Source organism: Kordia sp., from assembly GCF_965224175.1.
Lineage (GTDB): Bacteria > Bacteroidota > Bacteroidia > Flavobacteriales > Flavobacteriaceae > Kordia.
The window spans coordinates 1,933,789-1,957,279 of sequence record NZ_OZ245041.1 but is presented as its reverse complement, the minus strand read 5'-3'; the positions used below and the strand labels follow the sequence as shown (position 1 = coordinate 1,957,279).

Sequence of the window (23,491 nt, the reverse complement as noted above, 5' to 3'; positions counted from 1 at the left end):
AAGGCTGAATTTTAAAGGTAAAACATTTTTTGAATAAGAAAAAAGCAAAAGTGTAAAGACAACAGACAATCCAAGACGAAACATTTAAAACAAAGTAAATCTAAAAGCGCCAGCAGGTCTAAAAACAAAGTGTATCTAAGAACGAAGTAATCTGCTTATTGTATTACATTAGTGTTTTTTGAACAAACAGATTGCCTCGTCATACTTCCTCGCAAAGACGTTTATAACAAATCTAAATCAGTCTAAAAATCTAAAAGTAAAGAGCATCTGAAAATCTAAGAAGTCTAAGAGGTCTAATAGGTCTAAAAGCGAAAGCAAGTCTAAAAAGAAGTCACTCTAATATTTCGTTTCAACAAAAAGTTTTTAATCCTTTTCAATAACAACAATACAAAGCGCGGACTTTTTAATAACAAACGTTGTTTCAAGGTTAAGTTGCCATAATTAATATGTGCTAACATTGCATTTCGTTGCGGAATTGCATTTTCAAAATTGTACATCGAAGCAAAAATGTAACGATACAAGTCTAAATATTTCTTCAAAGAATTATTCTCCATTGCCAAATGTTCATAACCATCTAAATCAGGCAATACCTTAGTAGCAATCGAATTTTTACTCATCTGATTTGGAACATCAAAACGTACTTTAGAAAGCGCTTCATAATGATACGCAACTTGATATTTGGAACCGTATTTAATATAAAAATCAATGTCTTCAGCAAAGGTGATTTTAGGATTAAAAACATCATATTCAGTACAAATAGCTTTCTTAAAGGCAATACTACTTTGGCAAAAAATAGGTTGAAACATACTTGCTTCAAAGAAATCAGAAATCAAAAAAGAAGTCTCTTTTAAAGAAGTAGCAATGTTTTTATGTGGCGTTAAGGCTTCTTGTGAAGCATAACTTTCCATATAATCGGTTCCAAAAATAGAAGCATTTGGAAACGAGTCATACATGTTTTTTATGGTTTCTAAAAAGTTTGGAAGCCAGAGGTCATCAGCATCTAACAAAGCAATTACAGTTCCAATTGCTTTTGAAATTCCATGATTTCGAGTAGCGGAAAGTCCTAAATTCTTTGAGTTTTCAATCAGTTGTATGCGTTTATCAGCATATTGTGAAACAACACTCATACTGTTATCTGTACTTGCATCATTTAACACAAGTAATTCAAAATCAGTAAAGCTTTGTCGCAACACACTATCAATCGTCTGTTGGATATAAGTTTCTTTATTATAAAGAGGAATTATTACTGAAAAAAACGGCATTATTGGGTGTCTAAGTGACAAAGATACGTTAATCTGTACAAGTCAAAAATAAACATGGAAGGATTGTTAGAAAGTAAGTTTTTCTCAAATCGTTTGTGAAACCATCGATACATGACCGCCAAAACATGATTGAAACCAAATTTCTTGACACGTGCAAACACTTTAGTAATTAAAATATCATTGTGTTCTATCAATCCATTTTTTAGGAATAAAATCAACACTTCAACCGATTCCATTGACTTGCGAATAAATTCTTTACTCGTATCCAATCCTAAATGATACACAGGATTGTGAATATGTGTCATATGAACTTTTGCGTGTTTCAAGTCGTTTGCAAACAAAGTATCTTCATGTCGCGCATTTGGAATATCTTCATTAAACTTTACCTTTTGAAAAACAGCTTTTTTAATCAGAAAACTTAAAGTTAAAAAACGTAAATATGAAGCTTCATTTCGTTGTTTTACTGTTAAAGCTTCGCGCTCTTTTCCGTAAACCCATCGCAGTACATTTTCTTGTTTAGGTTTCTCATTCTGATATAAAATTCCACCATAAATCACTTCCTTTTCATCAGAAATAGCGTCTATGTATTTTTTGATAAAATCTTTTTCTACGGGAATTACATCTGCATCCAAAAACAACAGCCAATCGTATGTAGCTTTTTGTGCCAATAAGTTCCGAATTCGACTACGACCTATATTTTCTGGTAAAACTTTATATGTTGCGTTTGAAAATGTGTTGATACGTTCGTTTTGCGAAATTGTTTCTTGATCGTTTGAGTGATCATCCAAACACAAAATTTCAAAAACACAATCGGTTTGTATGAGTTGTGTATGTATTTCTTCCACTAAAGTAGAAATATCATAATCGTATGTAGGGATGAGAATTGATAACATTATTTGGTAGGGTTAGCACCGTTTTAAAAAGACAAAAGCTCTAAGTTTTGTTGCAATACAAATGTTTCTTATAAAAGATGAAGTCTGTTTATTTTTAGATGAATTATACATTTTTTTGAACAACTTCAAACACTTTTCCTTCATCACATTTGAGCGTTTTAGAAGGATATTTTAGAATTAAAGCATAATCGTGCGTAGCCATTAAAATAGTACGACCACTTTTATTAATTTCTTGTAATACTTGCATGACTTCGATACTGGTTTGTGGATCTAAATTTCCAGTAGGTTCATCTGCAATAATCAGTTCAGGATCATTCAAGAGTGCGCGGGCAATGGCAATACGTTGTTGCTCGCCTCCAGAAAGTTGGTGGGGAAATTTGAAGTTCTTTGTTTTCATACCAACTTTATCTAAAACCTCATCAATCTTTGCTTGCATCTTTTCTTTATCTTTCCAACCAGTAGCTTTCAGGACAAACAATAAATTGTCTGCAACAGTTCGGTCTTGTAACAATTGAAAATCTTGAAAAACAATTCCTAACTTTCTACGTAAAAAAGGAATATCTTTTTCTTTTAATGTTTTCAGGTTAAAATCTACAATAGTTCCTTCGCCATCGGTTAAAGGCAAATCTCCATATAAAGTTTTCATAAAGCTACTTTTACCAGAACCCGTTTTTCCAATCAAATAGACAAAGTCACCTTTATTAATAGTAAGATTGATATCTGAAAGGATCAAGTTTTCACGTTGAAAAATAGAAACGTTTCTAAGACTGAGAATTTGCTCCATGAATAGTGTATGATTTAAATCGAATACACAAAGTAAACAATTAAACCGCAATACGAAAAACTAAAGTGAAGAAAAGCGAGATATTTATGATTCGTCAGAACGAAAGGAAATAGAATAATCTGTTAAAAAACCATTTGCGATAAGGAAAAATTTAAGCAAAACGGTAGAATATCTCAAACTTCGTTATCCAGAAGAATAAAAAAGTCGTTCCATAAATTTTTGAAACGACTTTTAAATATGTGTTTACACAATATGTCTTATTGTGGACATACACGTTCATCACTTTCACAAATATCTTGGCTTTCTACACAACCGTGTTTTGCACGTGTTGGACAATTATTTGCGTCTGTGTTTGGACATTCTGTATTTACAGATGTCATGCATGTAGCAACTTGTGTACCATCTGCATCAATAAATACACCACCTCTAATTGTTAGTGAAGAAATGATCGTTTTTTTAAGTCTAAGGTTTGTAATGTTCTTTTTTTTCATCGTAGAATAAATTTATATAATAACTTTTTGTTGATTAACAATAATAGCTAGGACAACCACCTAATCTTGAATCGCACATGTGATTTGAGCATGCTTTTACATATGTATTTGGTTTTGGACATGTATGCGTTAAATGTGAATCGTCTAAATCAGTGCCTCCACCAGTAATTTTATGTTCGAGATTTGAAATGCTCTTTTTGTTTAAGTGTAAACTTTTAACTTTCTGTTTTTTCATGAGTTTATGATTTTATGATTGTATGAGCATAAAACTAAGCGTAAACCCTTTGTAGTACAAGAATCATGAGTCGTGTTTTCATAAATACGACTCATTGTTTGTGCAGAAATTATGTTAAGAAAATACTAAATAACTCTTGTAAATTGTTTTTTAAATCAGATTCGTATAATTATCCCTAAAAACACACGTTATCTATCTATAAATACTAAATTTCTTCATCTATTAAAATTGGCGAAACACATATATTTACGTTAAGTTTGTAGAGAATAGAAATACAATCGCAATACATTGCAAATCTCATAAAACAACAAGATTCATGAGCAAAAAAAATCTTCAACTTATTCTATGTTTTGTGCTGTTATCTTTTCATCTATCGTATGCACAAAAAACAAAAGTGTATACACATGATTTAAAAGATTACAACGAAGCACTTCATTTGTATAATAGTAAACAATATCAGGCTTCCCAAGCTCTTTTTGATAGAGTAAAAGGAGCTACTTCCGATTATGAAACAGAAGCCAATTGCGCATATTATATTGCCAATTGCGCCGTTCGGTTAAATCAGCTTGGAGCTGATAGTATGATGGAAGATTTTGTGAAAAGATATCCGACAAGTACCAAACGAAACTCTGCATATATTGATGTTGCCGATTATTATTTTGAAAATGGTAAGTACGCTCGAGCGTTAAAATGGTACGATAAGTCAGGAGAAAATAACTTGACCAATTCGCAACGAGAAGAATATAATTTCAAAAAAGGATATGCTTATTTTACTTCAAAAAAGTATGAACAAGCAAAAACATATTTTCAAAAATTATTAGATTCTCCAAAATACGGATCGCAAGCAAAATATTATACTGGATACATTGCGTATCAAGAAGATAAATATGAAGAGGCAAACGAATATTTTGAAGGTGTTTCCGAAGAAGATGAATTCAATGAAAAGCTTTCCTATTTTAAAGCAGATATGAACTTCAAACTTGGAAACTTTCAAAAAGCGATTGATTTATCTAAGAAAGAATTGCCAAATGCTGATAGAAAAGAAATTTCTGAACTCAATAAGATTATAGGAGAAAGTTATTTCAATTTAAAACAATACAAAGAAGCAATTCCTTATTTAAAAGAATACAAAGGAAAGAAGAGAAGGTGGAATAACACAGATTTCTATCAATTAGGATATGCATATTATAAGCAAGAAGATTACGAAAATGCGATCAAACAATTCAATAAAATTGTGGATGGAAGTAATTTTGTAGCACAAAACGCTTATTACCATTTAGGAGAATGTTACTTAAATACAGATAAGAAACAACAAGCATTGAATGCTTTTCGTAATGCTTCGCAAATGGATTTTGATTTGAAAATTCAAGAAGACGCAGGATTGAATTATGCACGATTGAGTTATGAAATTGGAAATCCTTATGAAAGTGTTCCTTCTGTCTTAACATCTTATTTAAAGAAATATCCAGATACTGAACATCAAGCAGAATTGGAAGAATTGTTAGTAAGTTCATACATTACATCAAAAGATTACGAAGCAGCATTAAATCTGCTAGAAGCAAGTAAAAAATATAGCGATAAAGCAACGTATCAAAAAGTAGCGTTTTATAGAGCAATTGAATTATTCAACGATAGTAAATATCAAGAAGCATTAGATTTCTTTGAAAAATCGTTAAAAGAAAACGAATCTTCAGAATACACGGCAAGAGCTACTTTCTGGAAAGCTGAAACAAACTACTTATTAGATAATTATGATTTGGCTCTAGAAGGTTTCAAATCGTTTGCTAATGCAAATATCACAGACACAGAAGAAGCACAAACTATCGATTATAATTTAGCATACACGTATTTCAAACAAAAAGAATATACAAGTGCAATTTCGAATTTTGAAAAGTTTGTAACTAATAATCCTGACGACAAAGGACGTGTAAATGATAGTTACCTACGTTTAGGAGATAGTCATTTTGTAATGAGTAAATACAATGATGCCATCAAAGCGTATGACAAAGCAATAGCGATGAAAGGTGTTGATGAAGATTACGCATTTTTCCAAAAAGCAATCAGTTATGGATTTACAGGAAAAACAAACACAAAAATTTCTGAATTAGATAAATTCACAAAAAAATATAAAAAATCAACCTTACGAGATGATGCTTTATACGAATTAGGAAATACCTATATCAACGAAGGAAATACTGAAAAAGGACTGAATGCATATGCAGAAATGGTGGAAGATTATCCAAAAAGTTCATATGTTCCTAAAACAATGTTGAAGCAAGGACTTATCAATTATAATGAAGGTAAAAACCAAGTGGCTTTGACAAAATTTCGATCAGTAGTAGCGAAGTTTCCAAATACAGAAGAAGCAATTCAGGCTGTCGCTACAGCGAAATTAATCTATGTAGAATTAGGACAAGTAGAAGTGTATGCAAATTGGGTGAAAAATCTTGATTTTGTAGATGTAACTGATGCTGAGTTAGACAAAGCAACCTACGAATCTGCAGAACAGCAATTCATCCAAAACAATACAGACAAAGCTATTGAAGGATTTGAAAAATATGTACAGCAATTTCCAAACGGATTGAATGCCGTTAAAGCTAATTTTTACCTTGCACAATCGTATTTCAGTAAAGGCGAAACGCAAAAAACAATTCCACATTACGAATATGTATTACAAAACGAGCGTAATGAATATACGGAACAAGCGTTGGCAAGATTAGCTCAAGTACTATTAGAAACAGACAATTATACAAAAGCAATTCCAGTACTAAAACGTTTGGAAGAAAGCGCCGATTTCCCACAAAACGTAACCTTTGCACAATCAAACTTAATGAAAGCAAATTACGAGTTGGACAATTATGATACAGCCGTAAGTTATGCAGAAAAAGTATTGGCAAACGATAAAGTAGACAATCGAATTAAAAGTGATGCGCATGTAATTATTGCTCGCTCTGCTATTGCAACCAATAACGAAGACAAAGCAAAAGAAGCATATGCGGAAGTTCAAAAAATTGCTACAGGAAAACTAGCGGCAGAAGCATTATATTATGATGCTTACTTTAAGAACAAAGAAAATGATTACGATGGATCAAATACTGTGGTTCAGAAATTGGTGAAAGACTATTCTAGTTACAAGCAATTTGGCGCTAAAGGATTAATCATCATGGCTAAAAACTTCTATGCTTTAGAAGACGCGTTCCAAGCAACGTATATTTTAGAAAGTGTCATTAAAAACTTTATAAGTTATCCAGATGAAGTCGCTGAAGCGGAAGCTGAGTTAGCAAAAATTAAAACAGCAGAAGCAAAACGTAATTCGTCAGTGACACCAACTGAAAAAGAAGACGACGGTAACTAAAAGTAAAGCGAGACATTGAAATCAAACACAAACACACAAAGCAAGCAACATATGCGACACCAAATATTAAAATCAACGTTTATAGTAGCGATATTTTTTATAGCGAATTTGGCGACTGCTCAAGATAAAGACAAGGAAAAAGATAAAGAAGAAACCATTGGAACAGAAGTTGTAAACGTGGTAAAACCATATACGCCTTCCGTTTCTGACGCTTTCAAAATCAAACAAACTCCTTCGTTGAACGATAAAGAAACAGGTACAAAAAAAGAAATTAAGTACGCTATTTTTTCGTTTCCTGTGGCATCAACATTTACACCTGCTAAAGGAAAAGCAGAAGTATTAAAAAAAGTAAAACGAGAAAAACTATACAATACGTATGTATCACTTGGTTTAGGAAATTACAATACGGCTGCGCTTGATTTTTATACAAGTAGAGCCATTAGTAGAGATGAAACTTTTGATATTTCCTTACGTCATCACTCATCGCAAGGTGGAATTGACGGAGTAGAATTAGATGATAAATTCTTTGATACAAAGCTTGATTTAGCATATATAAATAGAAGTAGAGACTTATCGTGGAAAGGTAAACTTGGATATCAGCACCAAATCTATAATTGGTATGGCTTGCCAGAAGGAATTACGCTTACGCCAACTCAGATTGATGGAATTAGTGAACAACAAACCTATCACAATATTTACGTAGGCGGAGATGTAAAAATGGACGATTCTTTCTTTAATGGAGGAAAAGTATTGTATCGCAGAATGTTTGATGCATTTAGTTCAGGTGAAAACAGATTGATCTTACAACCAGAATTTGAAGTAGAAATTGCTGGTGAGTTGATTAAAACTTTAGTTGATGTTGATTATGTTGGCGGAACTTTTGAAAACAACTTTGCAGGAACTGGAAGCATTGATTATAGTATTCTAAAAGCAGGAATCTCGCCGAGTTTAGTCATTCTTCGTGATGATTTAACAGTGAATTTTGGCGCTGGAATCTATGTTGGTTTAGACACAGAAAACAGTGAAAACGATATCTATATTTATCCAAGAATTACTGCACAATACAGACTTAACGGTGATAACGTAATTGCATATGGTGGAGTAGAAGGTGATTTAAGACAAAACTCATACTACGACTTTGTACAAACAAATTACTTTGTCTCGCCAACATTGGGAATTGCTCCAACAGATCAGCAGTATAATGGATACCTAGGAATCAAAGGAAAACTAACATCTAATGTAAGTTACAATGCAAGAGCTTCATACATGTCAGAAAAAGGAAAAGCTTTATTCAAAGTAAATCCGTTCAGTCCTTCATCAATTTCTGAAAATGGATATACCTACGGAAACTCGTTTGGAGTTGCTTATGATGATGTAACTACTATTGGTGTATTTGGAGAAATTAATGTTGATATTACAAGCAACTTTAAATTTGGCGCTAAGGCGGAATACTTCAATTACAGTACTGACCAGCAAGAAGAAGCCTGGAACTTACCAGAATTAGAAGCTTCTATTTTTGCAGACTATCAAATTACTGAAAATTGGTTTGCTGGCGCGAATATTTTCTTTATTGGTGAACGAAAAGATCAAATCATTAATCCTGGAGGAATTATTGTACCAATGCCTGTGACGGTTACTTTAGATAGTTTTATTGATGTAAATGCACATGTAGGATATCGTTTCAATGACAGATTATCAGCATTTGTAAAAGCAAACAATATTGCAAACCAAGATTACCAACGTTGGGTAAACTTTCCTGTACAGCAATTTCAAATTATGGGAGGAGCAACGTATAAATTTGATTTTTAAATTAAAAGACAACAATATATTTTAAAGGCGTTTCAATCACATGAAACGCTTTTTTTGTGAATTTCTCTCAGATCAATAATAGAATCAGAAAAAACATTTTAAAAATTGTATTTTTAGTTCCTCAAAACGTCTCTTCGAGTGATTTTCGCAATGAAATGAAGAAGATTATATCGAGAAGTGCTATGAAATTCGTTTTGTTTCTCAAACTATAAAATTAATCCAAAATGCAAAAACTAACCATTTTCCTTTTACTCATTATAGTATGCTTTTCTTGTGCTGAAAAAGAACAAGTAGATATGATTCTTACCAATGCCAAAGTGTATACTGTTGATGCCCAATTCTCCAATGCAGAAGCGTTTGCCATAAAAGACGGAAAATTTGTTGCGGTTGGAACTACGGAAGAAATTCAAGGTAAATATGAAGCTTCGGAAACTTTAAATGTTAATGGAAATACCATTCTTCCTGGTTTTATAGATGCGCATTGTCATTTTTACGGTTTAGGATTAAATAAACAAAGTGTTGACTTGATTGGAACAAAAAGTTATGATGAAGTTATTGAACGTATTGTCGCTTTTCAAAAAGAAAAAAGTACACCTTTCATAATTGGTAGAGGTTGGGATCAAAACGATTGGGAAGTTAAAGAATTTCCAACCAAAGAACGTTTAGATGTATTATTCCCTGATACGCCAATAGCATTAACTCGTGTAGATGGTCATGCGTATTTAGTGAATCAAAAAGCACTAGATATGGCAGGAATTACGTCAGAAACGAAAATAGAAGGTGGAGAAATTCAACTTAAAAACGGAAAACTAACAGGAATCTTAGTAGACAATCCAATGGATTTGATCGATAAAGTAATTCCACAACCAAATCGTACACAACAAATTCAAGCTTTACAAGATGCGCAAACAGAATGTCTTTCTTATGGATTAACAACTGTTAATGATGCTGGTTTAAATAGAGATGTTATCAATCTAATTGATAGCCTTCAAAAAGCTGAAGCATTAAAAATTCGTATGTATGCTATGATTAGCAATACACCTGAAAATGTTGAATATTACATCAACAAAGAACCGTATAAAACAGATTATTTAAATGTGCGATCGTTCAAAGTATATGGAGATGGAGCTTTAGGTTCGCGTGGTGCCGTTTTAAAAGAATCGTATACTGACAAAGAAAATCATTTTGGAGCAATGGTAATCAGTCCGGAAGAATTATCAAAATTAGCCGCAAGAATAGCAAAAACAAAATATCAGATGAATACGCACGCTATTGGTGATTCAGCAAATTATCAAGTATTAAAAACCTATGCGAAAGTATTGGAAGGACAAACCAATCGTCGTTGGAAAATAGAACATGCGCAAGTTATTGACGAACCAGATTTTGAGATATTTAAAAATGAAAACATCATCCCATCTGTACAGCCAACGCATGCAACAAGTGATATGTATTGGGCAGGCGATCGCTTAGGAGAACATCGTGAAAAAGGTGCATATGCCTACAAAAAATTATTAAACTTATCAGGAAAAGTTGCTTTAGGAACTGACTTTCCTGTGGAATATGTAAGTCCGTTTAAAACCTTTTATGCTGCTGTTGCCAGAAAAGACTCAAAACACTATCCTGAAGGTGGTTATCAAAAAGAAAACGCTTTGTCTCGCGAAGAAACACTCAAAGGAATGACTATCTGGGCAGCATATAGCAATTTTGAAGAGAACGAAAAAGGAAGTATAGAACCTGGAAAATTTGCAGATTTTATCATTCTTGATCAAAATATCATGGAAATTCCAGAGAATGATATCTTAAAAGCGACCGTTAAATCTACATACATTGCTGGGAAAAAAGTGAAGTAAGTAAAATGCATAGCGAGATAAGACAAGAGTACATAAAGCGAATACATTATGTTTTAGATTTCATCGAAAAAAATCTAGACACAGAACTATCGCTAGAAAAACTATCTCAAAAAGCGCACTATTCATCATATCACTTTCACAGAATATTTTTAATAATTGTTGGTGAAAACTTAAATGAATATATCAATAGAAAACGAATAGAGCGTATTGCTTCAATTTTATTGGTAGATGTCAAAAGACCTATCAAAGAGCTTGCTTATATCTATGGGTTTAACAGTGATAGTTCATTATCAAGATCATTTAAAAAATATTATGGAGTCAGTCCGACTACATTTAAATCTGAAGGAAAAAAAATACTTAGCAAGATTGGTATAGAATCTCTATCAATTGAAAAATACATTTGCAGCATTACTAACATTAAAAAATGGACTGATATGAATGCTCAAATCACAGTAAAACAATTGCAAGAAATAAAGCTCGCTGGTATCATGCGTATAGGAGCCTTTGAAAAAATTGGTGAAAGCTATCAAAAATTAATGGAATGGGGATACAATCATCATGTGTTAGATACATCAAACTTTAAAGCCATTACTATTTATCATGACAATCCAAATATTACTCAAATCTCCAAAGTAAGACACAGTGCTTGTGTAACAATTAACAAAGCCATAAAAGCGGAAGGAGAAATCAGGCCGCTTGCAATACAAAAAGGTAATTATGTCATTGGAAATTTTACCATTGATGCGAACGAATTTCCAAAAGCATGGAAAAGCTTATCTGTATGGATCATGGAAAACGGGTATGAATTTAGAGATGGAGATTATTTTGAAATATATCTAAACGATCATGAAACACATCCTAAAAAGAAATTTATAGTAGATATCTGTATTCCTATTGAACAGACGAAAACATCAAACACAAAAAGTTTAGCGAACAACAAAAGTAAAACTACGAATGTTTCTGAAAAACTCGATTATCATGATTTGATAGCGTACATGAAAAGTATCAGAACATTTTTTATCAATGAGTACGATTCTGAATTTACATTTGGAGCTATTTATCAGGGTAAAAAGGACTTTTCATACTTTTCACTAACTACGGAAGAATTAAAAAAGCAAAAATTAAAATTTGTAATCATTTTTAACCATAAAAAAATGTGTTTCAGCATCTGTTTATCAGGACAAAATAAAAGTATTCGAAAAAAATACTGGGAAATGTTCAAAAACAGTAATTGGAATCACTATCATTTAGCAGCATCAATAGATGAAAGTTTATCAATTATGGATTCATTAATAGTAGAGAATCCTGACTTTGAAGATATGCAGAAACTACTTGCACAAATTGAAATTGAGTCGTTTAAATTTATAAACGAAATAAGAGCTATTCTAGAATAAAAAACTACTAAAAGAAAAAACTCAGAAACCTAAAGGTTTCTGAGTTCTTTAAATAACCAATAATAACAATAAATAAAGAATAATTAAAAACTAAACGGTACAGCGACACTAATATTGTCCCATGCTAGTATCATGCTAGTACCATCAGTTTCTTTTTTGAATGCAATAGAAAAATATTCTACCTCATCCGTATTTTGAACAGGAACGTCTAAACGGGCAACATCCTTATCTTGATCATAATAATAAGAGCCCCAAACGTCCGTGTCTGAATTTATAATAATTGTCCAAGATTTTTTCCCAGGAATAGTGAACAGTGTATACGTTCCAGCTTTGATTTCTTGTTCACCTAGTTTTACATCTTGAAAAAATGTAACTTCGGTAGCTTCATTTGCACCAGTTCTCCAAATTTTACCATAAGGAACTAAGTTTCCAAAAATAGAACGACCTTTCTTTTGTGGTCTTCCATATAAAACTTTGACAACAGGTGGCGCATTTCTTTGAGCTTTGAAATAGCTAATATCATGCGGACTTTTATCGATGTCACTAAATTTCTGTGCAGAAACATTAATAGTAAACAACATTATTAAGGATAAAATGCATGTCGTTATTATGTGCTTTTTCATGGTGCAAACTTTTCGATATAAATTTAGTAAAACTTATTCTTAGCATAATGTTAAACTTTTGTTTAAGATGTTAAAATTATAAATCAACAAGTAAAACTGAATCGAACAAGAAACTGTGAATTTTACTAATGGATGAATACTTATATGTGATTTTTATATTTTGAAAGTTAATGACTGTATTTAAGCTTTTATATTTTCAATTGTCATTAAAAATGTTATTTATAGTTTAAAATTGTAACCATAAAGCAACTTTGTGTTTTTAAAATGAAAGTTTAAATTCATATTTGTACTGTAATTATAACATGAAAAAAAGAAAAATATTATGTGTGGAATTGTATGTGCCTTTGATTTAAAGGAAAAAGCAGAAGTCTTAAGACCTCAACTTTTAGAAATGTCGAAAAAAATTCGTCACCGTGGCCCAGATTGGAATGGAATTTATAGTTCGGAAAAAGCAATCCTAGCGCACGAACGCCTTGCGATTGTAGATCCAGCTTCTGGAAAGCAACCATTATTTAGTGAAGATAAACAATTAGTATTGGCTGCTAACGGCGAAATATACAATCATAGAGAGTTACGTAAGCAATTTGAAGGTTCATATAACTTTCAAACGCAATCTGATTGCGAAGTAATTCTAGCACTATACAAAGAAAAAGGAAGCACTTTTATAGATGAATTAAACGGAATCTTCGGATTTGCTATATATGATGAAAAACAAGATTCGTACTTAGTAGCCAGAGATCACATGGGAATCATTCCATTATATATAGGTTGGGACAAAAAAGGAACTTTCTATGTTGCTTCAGAATTAAAAGCCTTAGAAGGAGTTTGTAGTAAAATAGAAGTATTTCCTCCAGGACATTATTTAGATAGTACAATAGGCGAGTTAAAACAATGGTACCAACGCGATTGGATGGAATATGAAGCCGTAAAAGAAAATCAAACAAGTATTGATACTTTACGTGAAGCATTGGAAGCTTCTATTCACAGGCAATTAATGTCTGATGTGCCTTATGGTGTATTGCTTTCTGGTGGATTGGATTCTTCAATCACATCTGCAGTAGCAAAAAAATATGCGCAAAAACGTATTGAAACAGACGATACAAGTGAAGCTTGGTGGCCACAATTACATTCGTTCTCTATCGGATTGGAAGGTTCTCCAGATTTAGAAGCAGCTCAAAAAGTAGCAGATCATATTGGAACCGTACATCACGAAGTAAAATTCACCATTCAAGAAGGTTTAGATGCGATAAAAGATGTAATCTATCATTTAGAAACTTATGATATTACAACAGTTCGCGCATCAACTCCAATGTACTTATTGGCAAGAGTAATAAAATCTATGGGAATCAAGATGGTATTATCTGGTGAAGGTGCTGATGAAATCTTTGGAGGCTACTTATACTTCCACAAAGCACCAAGCGCAGAAGAATTGCACAAAGAAACGGTACGTAAATTAGATAAACTCTATCAATACGATTGCTTACGTGCAAACAAATCATTAGCCGCTTGGGGAATTGAAGGCCGTGTGCCTTTCTTAGATAAAGAATTTATGGATGTTGCTATGAGCATCAATCCACAAGACAAAATGATTAACGGTGAACGTATGGAAAAGTGGGTTTTACGTAAAGCTTTTGAATCCTACTTACCAGAAAGTGTTGCTTGGAGGCAAAAAGAACAATTTAGTGATGGTGTAGGATACAGTTGGATAGATACCTTAAAAGAATTGGTAGAAAGTGAAGTGTCTGACGAACAATTGGCAAATGCAAAATACCGTTTCCCGCTTCAAACACCAAGAGCTAAAGAAGAATATTACTACCGTAGTATTTTTGAAGAGCATTTCCCGTCAGAAACAGCTTCGTTAACAGTACCATCAGTTCCCTCTGTAGCATGTAGTTCAGTAACTGCTTTAGAATGGGATGAATCATTCAAAAACATGAACGATCCATCTGGAAGAGCTGTGGCAAATGTACATGAAGAAGCATATTAAAAAGTACACATATTTTTCTTACAATAGTTTTCAAAAAGCATCTTAATCTAAGTATTAGGATGCTTTTTCATGTTTCAAATATTATAATTTATCAGAATTAATGTACGTTCCTACAAAAAAAAGAAATAAAGCGTATGATAATTCTTTAACATTGAGAATATTATATACATTTGTTAGAAAACCCTAGCTAAACTAAACTATGAAAAAGTATATTGCATATCTCTTAATGGCATTTATGCTGTTTAACTGTAGTGACGATGATGCTCCAGTAAACTTAGCAGAAGTAGAAATATTATCTGTAAGTGAATTTGTAAACAATAGTATTCCTGTTACAAGTAGAATTATATCACAAGGAGAAGATGCCATTCAAGAACGTGGTATCTGTTGGAGTACAAGTGCTAACCCTACAACAAGCGATAACACAGCAATTGATGAATCTGCACAACCGCAATACATAGTTAATGCAAGTAATTTAGAAGTAAACACAACATATTACATTAGAGCATATGCCATAAACAGTGCAGGAACTTCTTACAGTGAGCAAGAAGAAGTGAGTACACATTTACCAGAAGTTATAACTGTTAATATAACTAATATAACATCAAATTCTATAGCTATAGTCGGGGAAGTTGTCAATCAGGGATCAACTGTCGTTACTGAGCGTGGTATTAGTTGGAGTACAACTCCAAACCCAACAATAGAAGGGAGCTATATGGCAGAAGGTAACGGAGAAGGAGCATATATAGTTAATATTGATGATTTAGAACAAAACCAAATCTATTATATTCGAGCATATGCCATCAATAGTATAGGAATTTCTTATGGAAATGAAATAGAGTTCAATAGTAATCTACCAGTTGTCAATACAACAGCGATTACAAATATATCAGATGTTTTAGTAGAGAGTGGAGGAGAAGTTATAGACGAAGGTGGAACAGCAGTAATAGCAAAAGGTATTTGCTGGAGTACAACTCCCAATCCTACAATTGACAATAGCATTACTAACGATGGTGCAGGAATAGGCGAATACACAAGTAATATTACTGGTGTCACAGTAAACACAAATTATTATGTTCGCGCATATGCTACAAACAGCAGTGGAACTATGTATGGTAATGAAATAGAATTTAATACAAATTTACCAGAAGTAAATACTGCTGCAATTACCAATATTACCGGAATCTCTGCGGAAAGTGGAGGAGAAGTAACAAATGAAGGTGGAGCAAGTGTAACGGCAAAAGGAATCTGTTGGAGTACAACACCAAATCCAACAATTACAGATAATGCAACCAATGACGGAGACGGAATAGGAACATTTACAAGTACACTAACTGGGTTGATAGAAAATGAAACGTATTATGTACGTGCATATGCAACAAATAATATTGGTACCGCTTACAGTGATGAAGTAGAATTTGTATCCAATGCATGTAGTTCAGCAAATATAACGGCTGAAGCAATTATACTATCAACTCAACAAGAAGTTGATGATTTTAATTATTCTTCGGTCGGGAGTTTAATTATAGAGAATACTTCCTCCATTACAGACTTATCTCCCTTGTCATGCTTAACATCGATAGAAGTGTATTTGCGAATCATAAACAACTCTAACTTAACTTCATTAACAGGTTTAGAAAACCTTCAAGAGATTGGATGGGGAATAACTATTGAAAATAACCCAGTATTAACTTCAATTAATTTAGAAAATGTAGTCTCAATTACCAACAATGTTTCGTTTGTGTATATAGAAGATTTTCCAATGACATTATCAATAAAAAATAATACTAATTTAATAACTGTAAGTATGCCTAGTCTTTCAGGTGGTCTTGGAGATGCAGAAATTGAAGATTGCGTTAATTTAACAACAATAGAACTACCTTTAACAGGTGGAGGACTAGGGTTTGATTTAAGAAACCTCCCTTCTTTAGTAAATTTAAATATAGACAATTTAACTAATATAGGAGCAGCAACTATTAATGGTAATGCTATTGGCGGTATGTCTATCTCAAATACTGGTTTAGTGAATTTAGATGCATTTGTTAGTTTTGAACGTAGTAGTAGATATTTTTCTATAACCAATAATCAACAGCTTCAGAATATAGATGGTTTAAGTAATGCTCTTATTAGAACTGAAGGATTAAATGTTTCTGGGAATCCTCTATTAACAAACCTCAATGGTTTAGCTTCTGCTACAACTTTGAATGAATCTTCTTTAGGTATTTCTAATAACGCTTCATTAACAAATATAGATGGTGTTAGTAATTTTTTGGGAGGCTCTTTGTATACTGTATACATATCTAATAATGATTCTTTGGCAAACGTAGATGTAATGAGTGCTCTTGGAGGTTGTACTTACGGAGGAGTTACTGTTGAAAATAATAATGTATTAACAGATTTATGTGGACTCACTAATTATGCAAATGCATTAATTAACAATAATGACATGTATGGACCTTGTATATTGAACCTTTCAGGCAACGCCTACAATCCTTCTCCGCAAGACATTGTAGATGGAAATTGTTCGCAGTAAAGAAAACGATTTTTGGAATTTACAAAACCAACAACCCTAACTAAACTAAACGATGAAAAAATATATTGCATACCTTTTTATGGCTTTCATACTTTTTAACTGTAGCGAAGATGAAGCTTCTTTACAAGAACTCGCAGAAGTACAAATTACAAATGTGAACGATGTTACTGTGGATGCTGCTCAAGTTACCTCAGAAGTCATTACGAATGGTGGTACAACAATTACTTCACGAGGTATTTGTTGGAGTACCACGCAAAACCCTACAACAAATGATGATACTACTAGTAACGGAACAGGAACAGGAGTCTATACTAGTAACATAACAAATTTAGTTCCTAACAGTACGTATTACATCAGAGCATATGCTATAAATGCTACAGGAACTGCATATAGCGAACAAGAAGAACTTAGTACTAATTTACCAGAAGTAAATGCTGCTGCAATTACCAATATTACTGGAACCTCTGCGGAAAGTGGAGGAGAAGTAACAAATGAAGGTGGAGCAAGTGTAACGGCAAAAGGTATTTGCTGGAGCACGAGCCCCAATCCAATAACCACAGATAATGTAACCAATGACGGAGACGGAATAGGAACATTTACAAGTACATTAACTGGGTTGACAGAAAATGAAACGTATTATGTGCGTGCGTATGCAACAAATAATATTGGTACCGCTTACAGTGATGAAGTAGAATTCAGTACCAACTTGCCATCTGTTACAACCAATACAATCACATATCTTTCAGTTGATTCTTCAGAAGCAGAAGTAGAAGTAGAAGCAGAAGTCACAGATGAAGGTACAACAGAAGTTACAGAGCGAGGAATCACTTGGAGTACGAGTCCAAACCCAACAATTGATGGAGATTATCTAATTTCTGGTCAGGGAGCAGGTACTTTCAATACCACAATAGATAACTTAGAGATTGACCAAACGTATTACATTCGTGCATATGCAATAAATAGCATTGGAATTATGTATGGAAATGAAATAGAATTTTTACCGAGTTCTTGTGGTCTTGCCAATGAAACCGAAGGTACAGTTACGCTTTCTACGCAAGATGATGTTGATAATTTTAACTACTCTTCAGTAGGGAGTTTAATTATAGAAAATAGTTCTTCTATTACAAATATATCCTTACCATGCTTAACTAAAATAGATTATATATTAGAAATTAAAAATAATCCTAATCTAACTTCAATCAATTTAGAGGGTTTAACTTCTCTAGCAAGTAGAGCTAATGAATTGGATGACGGTGAACTAAATCATTATCCTACTACATTGGATATTGATAATAATCCTGCTCTAACGAATATCAATATGCCTAATCTTTCTGGATTCATAGGGATAGTTGATGTTAAGAATTGTGCTAATTTAACCACATTAGAATTGCCTTTGGTAGAGCAAGCATATATCTTATCGATAAAGAATATGCCATCTTTGAATACTCTAAATGTAGATAGCTTATCGTTAGTTGGATCAATACAAGTTTTTGGTTTTTCTTATGGAGGAATAAGAATTATAGGAACAAATTTGTCTAATGTAGATACATTTGCGAGTCTACAGTCTGGTGTTATGAGATATTTAACGTTAAAAGACAATCCTTCCCTTCAAAATCTTAATGGTTTTAATACTTCAAGCGTAGCAATCGAATTTTTAGATATATCTGGGAATCCTCTATTGACTAACCTTGATGGACTAGCTTCCATTAATCGATATGATGAAGTATATTTAAAGATAAGTGATAATGATGCGCTTGTAAATATAGATGGAATTGCTAACTACACATCAGTGAATGTATATTCTGTAGAGATATCGGATAATAATTCTTTGGCAAATTTAAATGGATTAAGTAATATAGACGAATGTTTACTTCATGGGTTGGTGGTAGTAAATAATAGCACTTTATCTGATTTATGCGGATTGACAGCACACGCATACGATTATCTGCAAAATCAAAGTAATCCTTATTTAGATCCTTGTAATTTACAAATATCTGGTAATGCCTACAATCCTTCTCCGCAAGATATTGTAGATGGAAACTGTTCGCAGTAAAGAAAACGATTTTTGTAATTTACAAAACCAACAACTCTAACTAAACTAAGCTATGAAAAAATATATTGTATACCTCTTAATGATTTTTGTATTATTTAATTGTAGTGACGATGATGCTCCTACACAAGAACTCGCAGAAGTACAAATTACCAATGTAAGTGACGTTACTGTGGATGCTGCTCAAGTTATCTCAGAAGTTATTACGAATGGTGGTACAACAATTACTTCGCGAGGTATTTGTTGGAGTACCACGCAAAACCCTACAATAAATGATGATACTACTAACAACGGAACAGGAACAGGAGTCTATACTAGTAATATAACAAGTTTAGTTCCTAACAGTACGTATTACATCAGAGCGTATGTTATAAACGCTACAGGGACTGCATACAGCGAACAAGAAGAACTCAGTACAAATTTACCAGAAGTAAATATTGCTGCAATTACCAATATTACTGGAACCTCTGCGGAAAGTGGAGGAGAAGTAACAAATGAAGGTGGAGCAAGTGTAACGGCAAAAGGTATTTGCTGGAGCACGAGCCCCAATCCAATAACCACAGATAATGTAACTAATGACGGAGACGGAATAGGAACATTTACAAGTACATTAACTGGGTTGACAGAAAATGAAACGTATTATGTGCGTGCGTATGCAACAAATAATATTGGTACAGCTTACAGTGATGAAGTAGAATTTGTATCCAATGCATGTATTTCAGCTAATGTAACGACTGAAACAATAACATTATCAACGCAACAAGAAGTTGATGATTTTCACTATTCTTCTATTGGTGGTTTAATTATTATGAATACTAATATTACAGATTTATCTCCTTTGTCATGTTTAACATTACTTGATGGAGGTTTGACTATTGTTAATAATTCAAATTTAGTATCACTGACAGGCTTAGAAAATATTACAGCTATTAATGGTTACATAAACATATCAAACAATAGTTCATTGGAAAGCATTCATTTAGATAATTTCATGTCAGTTAATAGTGGAAATACCTATTGGGAAGATGCTTCTCCTACTTTTGTCATAAATGGTAACACTAATTTGTTGAGTATTAATATGCCTAATTTAGAAGGTTTTGGAGGTGCGCTAGTAATTGAATCTAATAGTATTTTAACTTCTATTAATATGTCATCCTTAAACAGTTTAACTGTTTTAAGAATCTCTGGAAACACACAATTATCAAGTACTAATTATAGTAGTCTAAGTAATGTTGGAACTGTTGCTGTAGGAAATGGTAGTTTAAGAGGAGTATTTACAATAAATGGTACACAATTAACAAATCTTGATGGTTTTGGAGGTTTATCTAGTACTGCTTTGCGAAGTTTTACAATAGCAAATAATCCATTACTGGAAAACGTAAATATGCTTTCTAATGCTTCAATAAGATCGACAAATATGGTTTTAGTAAACAATGACGCATTGGTAAACATTCAAGGACTAAGTAATACTGGAACTGTTTATGAAGAGATTTCTCTAGTGATTGATAGTAATGATGCCTTAACAAATATAGATGGAGCTAGTAACTTTTTAGGAGGTTTATTGTATTCTGTAAATATATCTAATAATGATGCTTTGACAAATGTAGATGTAATGAGTGCTCTTGGAGGTTGTATTTACGGAGGAGTTACTGTTGAAAATAATAATGTGTTAACAAATTTATGTGGACTCACTAATTATGCAAATGCATTAATTAACAATAATGATATGTATGGACCTTGTATATTGAACCTTTCTGGCAACGCATACAATCCTTCTCCGCAAGATATTGTAGACGGAAACTGTTCGCAGTAAATATATTTTGTAATCAAAGTAAAATCGCAAGAGAAATTTTATCTTTAAAAGATGAAACTACAACTTGCCATACAAGATTTTGAACTTCCGTTGAAAAATCCCTTTACGATTTCGCGGTATACGGTGACGGTTCAAAAAACAGTGGTGGTCTCAATTACAGATGGAAATTTTACAGGATATGGGGAAGCTACTGTAAATCCATATTACAATAGTACTATACAAAGTTTGAAAGCTTCTGTAGCAAGTGTTCAGAGTATTTTTGAAGTATTAGAAGAAAATCTACATCCAGAAAAACTCTGGCAACAATTACAACCTTTACTAACTCATAATTATTTTGCGCTTTGCGCGATAGATTGTGCTTATTGGGACTTGTATGCCAAACAACAACAAAAACCATTGCGTAGATTTTGGAGTAAGCACGATCTAAACCTTCCCAAGACGAACTTTACTATTGGAATCGATTCTATAGAAAGAATGCAAGCAAAAATTCAACAAACACCATGGCCTATCTACAAAATAAAGCTTGGAACTAAGAACGATATCAAAATCATACAAGAACTCCGAAAAGTAACAAATGCTATTTTCAGAGTAGATGCCAACTGCGCGTGGACAGTAGAAGAAACTCTAAAAAATGCTCAAATTCTCAAACAATACAATGTTGAATTCATAGAGCAACCACTGCAAGCCGACAATTGGAAAGGCATGAAAACACTCAAAGAAAAAAGTGTATTGCCAATCATTGCAGACGAAAGTTGTCAGAAACTAGAAGACGTTCAAAAATGTTCAGAAGTTTTTCATGGAATCAATATCAAATTGATGAAATGTGGTGGCATTACACCTGCATTAGAAATGATTCAAATCGCGAAAGCTAAAAAAATAAAAATCATGGCTGGTTGTATGACAGAATCTTCTATCGGAATTTCAAACCTAACACAACTAGCGCCTTTACTCGATTACATAGATGCGGATGGAGCATTATTGTTAAAAAATGATATTGCCCGCGGAGTTACATTCAAAAATGGAGAAATCATATACACTTCAAAAAATGGTTCTGGAGCTAAAATGTGCTAAAAAGTCTTGTGAAAAGTAAATTCAGACGTAAAGTTATATGAAACAAAAACGCTCAAAGCTTATAAACTCTGAGCGTTAAATTCTTATATAAAAAAATAATTATTGCTTTATAAACTTCTTAGTAGTTGTAGCACCAGTTTCAGTTTCTAATGTTATAAAATACATTCCTTGTTGTAAACTAGCAACAGAAATTCTTGGAGTTGTTACACTAGCGTTGAAAACATTTCGTCCTTGCGTATCTACAATAGAAACATTTTTAACTACCTGATCATTAGTTGAGGTGATAGTTATAAAATCTTTCGCAGGATTTGGATACAACTGAAAACTAGAAGCTTCAATAGTATTTCTAGAAAGTGTTACAGCGGTATTACGCTCATAAGTTTCCGTAGTTTGATTTACTCCTAAAAATGCAGAAACAACGGTTGCATTATTATATCTAAAAACAAGATTGTCTGCAGTATCGTCATAATAATAATAAGTAGTTTGTGTCAACGTTCCTATATCATTAAAAATAGGAGGAATGCTAAGACTTGCTGTTTGGTCAACACGCAAACGCGTTACTTGTGCCGAATAATCAGGAAATGTAGGGTCAGGAATTGTTAAAGTTCCGTAAGCATCTACAGTTGCTATTACGGTTCCAGAAAAAGTTCCATTAGCTCCTTGAAAGGAGAAAGTTCCAGAAACAGGTCCTGAATTATTGGCATTAAAATTTAAAGGGAATAATCCAATAAAAGCATTTGTTGTGCTATAGTTTAAAACAATGTCTCCTTGAGATACTCCTGTAAAATAAGTACCACTTACATCTTCTCTCAAATAGGCATTACTTACAATAGGTGGCATTCCTTGTGTAGTAATGGTCAATACTTCGGTAGTTCCTGGGAATGTAGCTAACTCTGTAGCAGTTGGAGCAGCATATGTATCTATATTTGTTCCAGCAGCTGTTAAATTATTAAAAGTCCAAACAGCATTCATACCACTCGGTGACTGATCTAGAGGCGTTGAAGGAATTACAATAGTAAAATCGGTATTAGGATCACTACTAAAAGAAGAAATAGTTTGTGAATAGGTTGCGAAACTAAAAAATAACGCAACTAAAAGTAATTTTGTTTTCATTGATCAATATTTAGTAAAATAATTGTTAGTAATGTAAAACTACTAAAAACATGCTATGAGAAGTGTTAATAAGCGTTTTTTCTTTACAAAAAAGATCCAAAGTAAGAGTTTTATACTAAAAAATTAAGGTGCATACATTGCGCCTGTTCAATTTTCTTATTTTTTGATCAGACGCTAAGAAAAAATAACTTTAAAAATGCCCTAAAAGCTGTTTTAAGCCATTCTAAGAAA

The 23,491-nt window shown here is 32.8% G+C and carries 16 protein-coding genes; 9 read left to right on the top strand and 7 right to left on the bottom strand.

Annotated features, from left to right (window positions below):
• Positions 1 to 320: 320 nt before the first annotated feature.
• From ACOQOS_RS08550 to ACOQOS_RS08530, 5 genes are all read right to left on the bottom strand, one after another.
• A complete protein-coding gene (locus ACOQOS_RS08550) occupies positions 321 to 1,262 on the bottom strand; it encodes a glycosyltransferase family 2 protein (protein ID WP_420574553.1) in 942 nt (313 codons plus the stop codon).
• Positions 1,262 to 2,155 carry a glycosyltransferase family 2 protein gene (locus ACOQOS_RS08545; RefSeq protein WP_420574552.1) on the bottom strand — a complete coding sequence of 298 codons (894 nt, stop codon included), beginning with the start codon at positions 2,153 to 2,155 and terminating at the stop codon, positions 1,262 to 1,264. Before ACOQOS_RS08545 ends, ACOQOS_RS08550 begins: the two co-directional genes overlap by 1 nt.
• 103 nt (positions 2,156 to 2,258) lie before the next feature.
• Positions 2,259 to 2,939, bottom strand: coding sequence for a cell division ATP-binding protein FtsE (locus ACOQOS_RS08540; protein ID WP_420574551.1), 681 nt, complete (start codon positions 2,937 to 2,939; stop codon positions 2,259 to 2,261).
• A gap of 257 nt (positions 2,940 to 3,196) precedes the next feature.
• The gene (locus ACOQOS_RS08535) at positions 3,197 to 3,430 is read right to left on the bottom strand and encodes a hypothetical protein (RefSeq protein WP_420574550.1); all 234 of its coding nucleotides are present in this window, start codon (positions 3,428 to 3,430) and stop codon (positions 3,197 to 3,199) included.
• 34 nt (positions 3,431 to 3,464) lie between these two features.
• A complete protein-coding gene (locus ACOQOS_RS08530) occupies positions 3,465 to 3,665 on the bottom strand; it encodes a hypothetical protein (protein ID WP_420574549.1) in 201 nt (66 codons plus the stop codon).
• A 316-nt stretch (positions 3,666 to 3,981) separates the two neighbouring features.
• Here ACOQOS_RS08530 and ACOQOS_RS08525 point away from each other — a divergent pair, with 316 nt between their 5' ends.
• The 4 genes from ACOQOS_RS08525 (at position 3,982) to ACOQOS_RS08510 (ending at position 12,073) form a co-directional block, all read left to right on the top strand.
• A complete protein-coding gene (locus ACOQOS_RS08525) occupies positions 3,982 to 7,020 on the top strand; it encodes a tetratricopeptide repeat protein (protein WP_420574548.1) in 3,039 nt (1,012 codons plus the stop codon).
• A 51-nt stretch (positions 7,021 to 7,071) separates the two neighbouring features.
• Positions 7,072 to 8,829, top strand: a complete 1,758-nt coding sequence (locus ACOQOS_RS08520) for a TonB-dependent receptor (protein ID WP_420574547.1) — start codon at positions 7,072 to 7,074, stop codon at positions 8,827 to 8,829.
• 224 nt (positions 8,830 to 9,053) lie between these two features.
• A complete protein-coding gene (locus ACOQOS_RS08515) occupies positions 9,054 to 10,679 on the top strand; it encodes an amidohydrolase (protein ID WP_420574546.1) in 1,626 nt (541 codons plus the stop codon).
• A gap of 5 nt (positions 10,680 to 10,684) precedes the next feature.
• Entirely contained in the window at positions 10,685 to 12,073 is a 1,389-nt protein-coding gene (locus tag ACOQOS_RS08510; protein WP_420574545.1) for an AraC family transcriptional regulator, read from the top strand.
• A gap of 83 nt (positions 12,074 to 12,156) precedes the next feature.
• On the opposite strand, the gene ACOQOS_RS08505 is transcribed toward ACOQOS_RS08510, so the two are convergent.
• Positions 12,157 to 12,696 carry a DUF2911 domain-containing protein gene (locus ACOQOS_RS08505; protein ID WP_420574544.1) on the bottom strand — a complete coding sequence of 180 codons (540 nt, stop codon included), beginning with the start codon at positions 12,694 to 12,696 and terminating at the stop codon, positions 12,157 to 12,159.
• Positions 12,697 to 13,018: 322 nt separating this feature from the next.
• On the opposite strand from ACOQOS_RS08505, the gene asnB reads away from it, so the two are divergent.
• The 5 genes from asnB (at position 13,019) to ACOQOS_RS08480 (ending at position 22,147) form a co-directional block, all read left to right on the top strand.
• The gene (gene asnB / locus ACOQOS_RS08500) at positions 13,019 to 14,683 is read left to right on the top strand and encodes an asparagine synthase B (protein WP_420574543.1); all 1,665 of its coding nucleotides are present in this window, start codon (positions 13,019 to 13,021) and stop codon (positions 14,681 to 14,683) included.
• Positions 14,684 to 14,882: 199 nt separating this feature from the next.
• Positions 14,883 to 17,213 (top strand): hypothetical protein, encoded by a 2,331-nt coding sequence (locus tag ACOQOS_RS08495; RefSeq protein ID WP_420574542.1) that lies wholly within the window; start codon positions 14,883 to 14,885, stop codon positions 17,211 to 17,213.
• A 52-nt stretch (positions 17,214 to 17,265) separates the two neighbouring features.
• The gene (locus tag ACOQOS_RS08490; protein WP_420574541.1) at positions 17,266 to 19,266 is read left to right on the top strand and encodes a hypothetical protein; all 2,001 of its coding nucleotides are present in this window, start codon (positions 17,266 to 17,268) and stop codon (positions 19,264 to 19,266) included.
• A 52-nt stretch (positions 19,267 to 19,318) separates the two neighbouring features.
• A complete protein-coding gene (locus ACOQOS_RS08485) occupies positions 19,319 to 21,076 on the top strand; it encodes a hypothetical protein (protein ID WP_420574540.1) in 1,758 nt (585 codons plus the stop codon).
• Between the two features lie 51 nt (positions 21,077 to 21,127).
• Positions 21,128 to 22,147 (top strand): dipeptide epimerase, encoded by a 1,020-nt coding sequence (locus ACOQOS_RS08480; RefSeq protein WP_420574539.1) that lies wholly within the window; start codon positions 21,128 to 21,130, stop codon positions 22,145 to 22,147.
• A gap of 99 nt (positions 22,148 to 22,246) precedes the next feature.
• Here the strand turns inward: ACOQOS_RS08480 and ACOQOS_RS08475 are convergent, their stop codons facing one another.
• Positions 22,247 to 23,260 (bottom strand): T9SS type A sorting domain-containing protein, encoded by a 1,014-nt coding sequence (locus ACOQOS_RS08475; RefSeq protein ID WP_420574538.1) that lies wholly within the window; start codon positions 23,258 to 23,260, stop codon positions 22,247 to 22,249.
• Between the last annotated feature and the right edge of the window lie 231 nt (positions 23,261 to 23,491).

Bases quoted from the DNA above. Each gene is read 5' to 3' on its own strand.
- ACOQOS_RS08550 (WP_420574553.1), bottom strand. From the start codon at position 1,262: ATGCCGTTTTTTTCAGTAATAATTCCTCTTTATAATAAAGAAACTTAT.
- ACOQOS_RS08545 (WP_420574552.1), bottom strand. From the start codon at position 2,155: ATGTTATCAATTCTCATCCCTACATACGATTATGATATTTCTACTTTA.
- ACOQOS_RS08540 (WP_420574551.1), bottom strand. From the start codon at position 2,939: ATGGAGCAAATTCTCAGTCTTAGAAACGTTTCTATTTTTCAACGTGAA.
- ACOQOS_RS08535 (WP_420574550.1), bottom strand. From the start codon at position 3,430: ATGAAAAAAAAGAACATTACAAACCTTAGACTTAAAAAAACGATCATT.
- ACOQOS_RS08530 (WP_420574549.1), bottom strand. From the start codon at position 3,665: ATGAAAAAACAGAAAGTTAAAAGTTTACACTTAAACAAAAAGAGCATT.
- ACOQOS_RS08525 (WP_420574548.1), top strand. From the start codon at position 3,982: ATGAGCAAAAAAAATCTTCAACTTATTCTATGTTTTGTGCTGTTATCT.
- ACOQOS_RS08520 (WP_420574547.1), top strand. From the start codon at position 7,072: ATGCGACACCAAATATTAAAATCAACGTTTATAGTAGCGATATTTTTT.
- ACOQOS_RS08515 (WP_420574546.1), top strand. From the start codon at position 9,054: ATGCAAAAACTAACCATTTTCCTTTTACTCATTATAGTATGCTTTTCT.
- ACOQOS_RS08510 (WP_420574545.1), top strand. From the start codon at position 10,685: ATGCATAGCGAGATAAGACAAGAGTACATAAAGCGAATACATTATGTT.
- ACOQOS_RS08505 (WP_420574544.1), bottom strand. From the start codon at position 12,696: ATGAAAAAGCACATAATAACGACATGCATTTTATCCTTAATAATGTTG.
- asnB (WP_420574543.1), top strand. From the start codon at position 13,019: ATGTGTGGAATTGTATGTGCCTTTGATTTAAAGGAAAAAGCAGAAGTC.
- ACOQOS_RS08495 (WP_420574542.1), top strand. From the start codon at position 14,883: ATGAAAAAGTATATTGCATATCTCTTAATGGCATTTATGCTGTTTAAC.
- ACOQOS_RS08490 (WP_420574541.1), top strand. From the start codon at position 17,266: ATGAAAAAATATATTGCATACCTTTTTATGGCTTTCATACTTTTTAAC.
- ACOQOS_RS08485 (WP_420574540.1), top strand. From the start codon at position 19,319: ATGAAAAAATATATTGTATACCTCTTAATGATTTTTGTATTATTTAAT.
- ACOQOS_RS08480 (WP_420574539.1), top strand. From the start codon at position 21,128: ATGAAACTACAACTTGCCATACAAGATTTTGAACTTCCGTTGAAAAAT.
- ACOQOS_RS08475 (WP_420574538.1), bottom strand. From the start codon at position 23,260: ATGAAAACAAAATTACTTTTAGTTGCGTTATTTTTTAGTTTCGCAACC.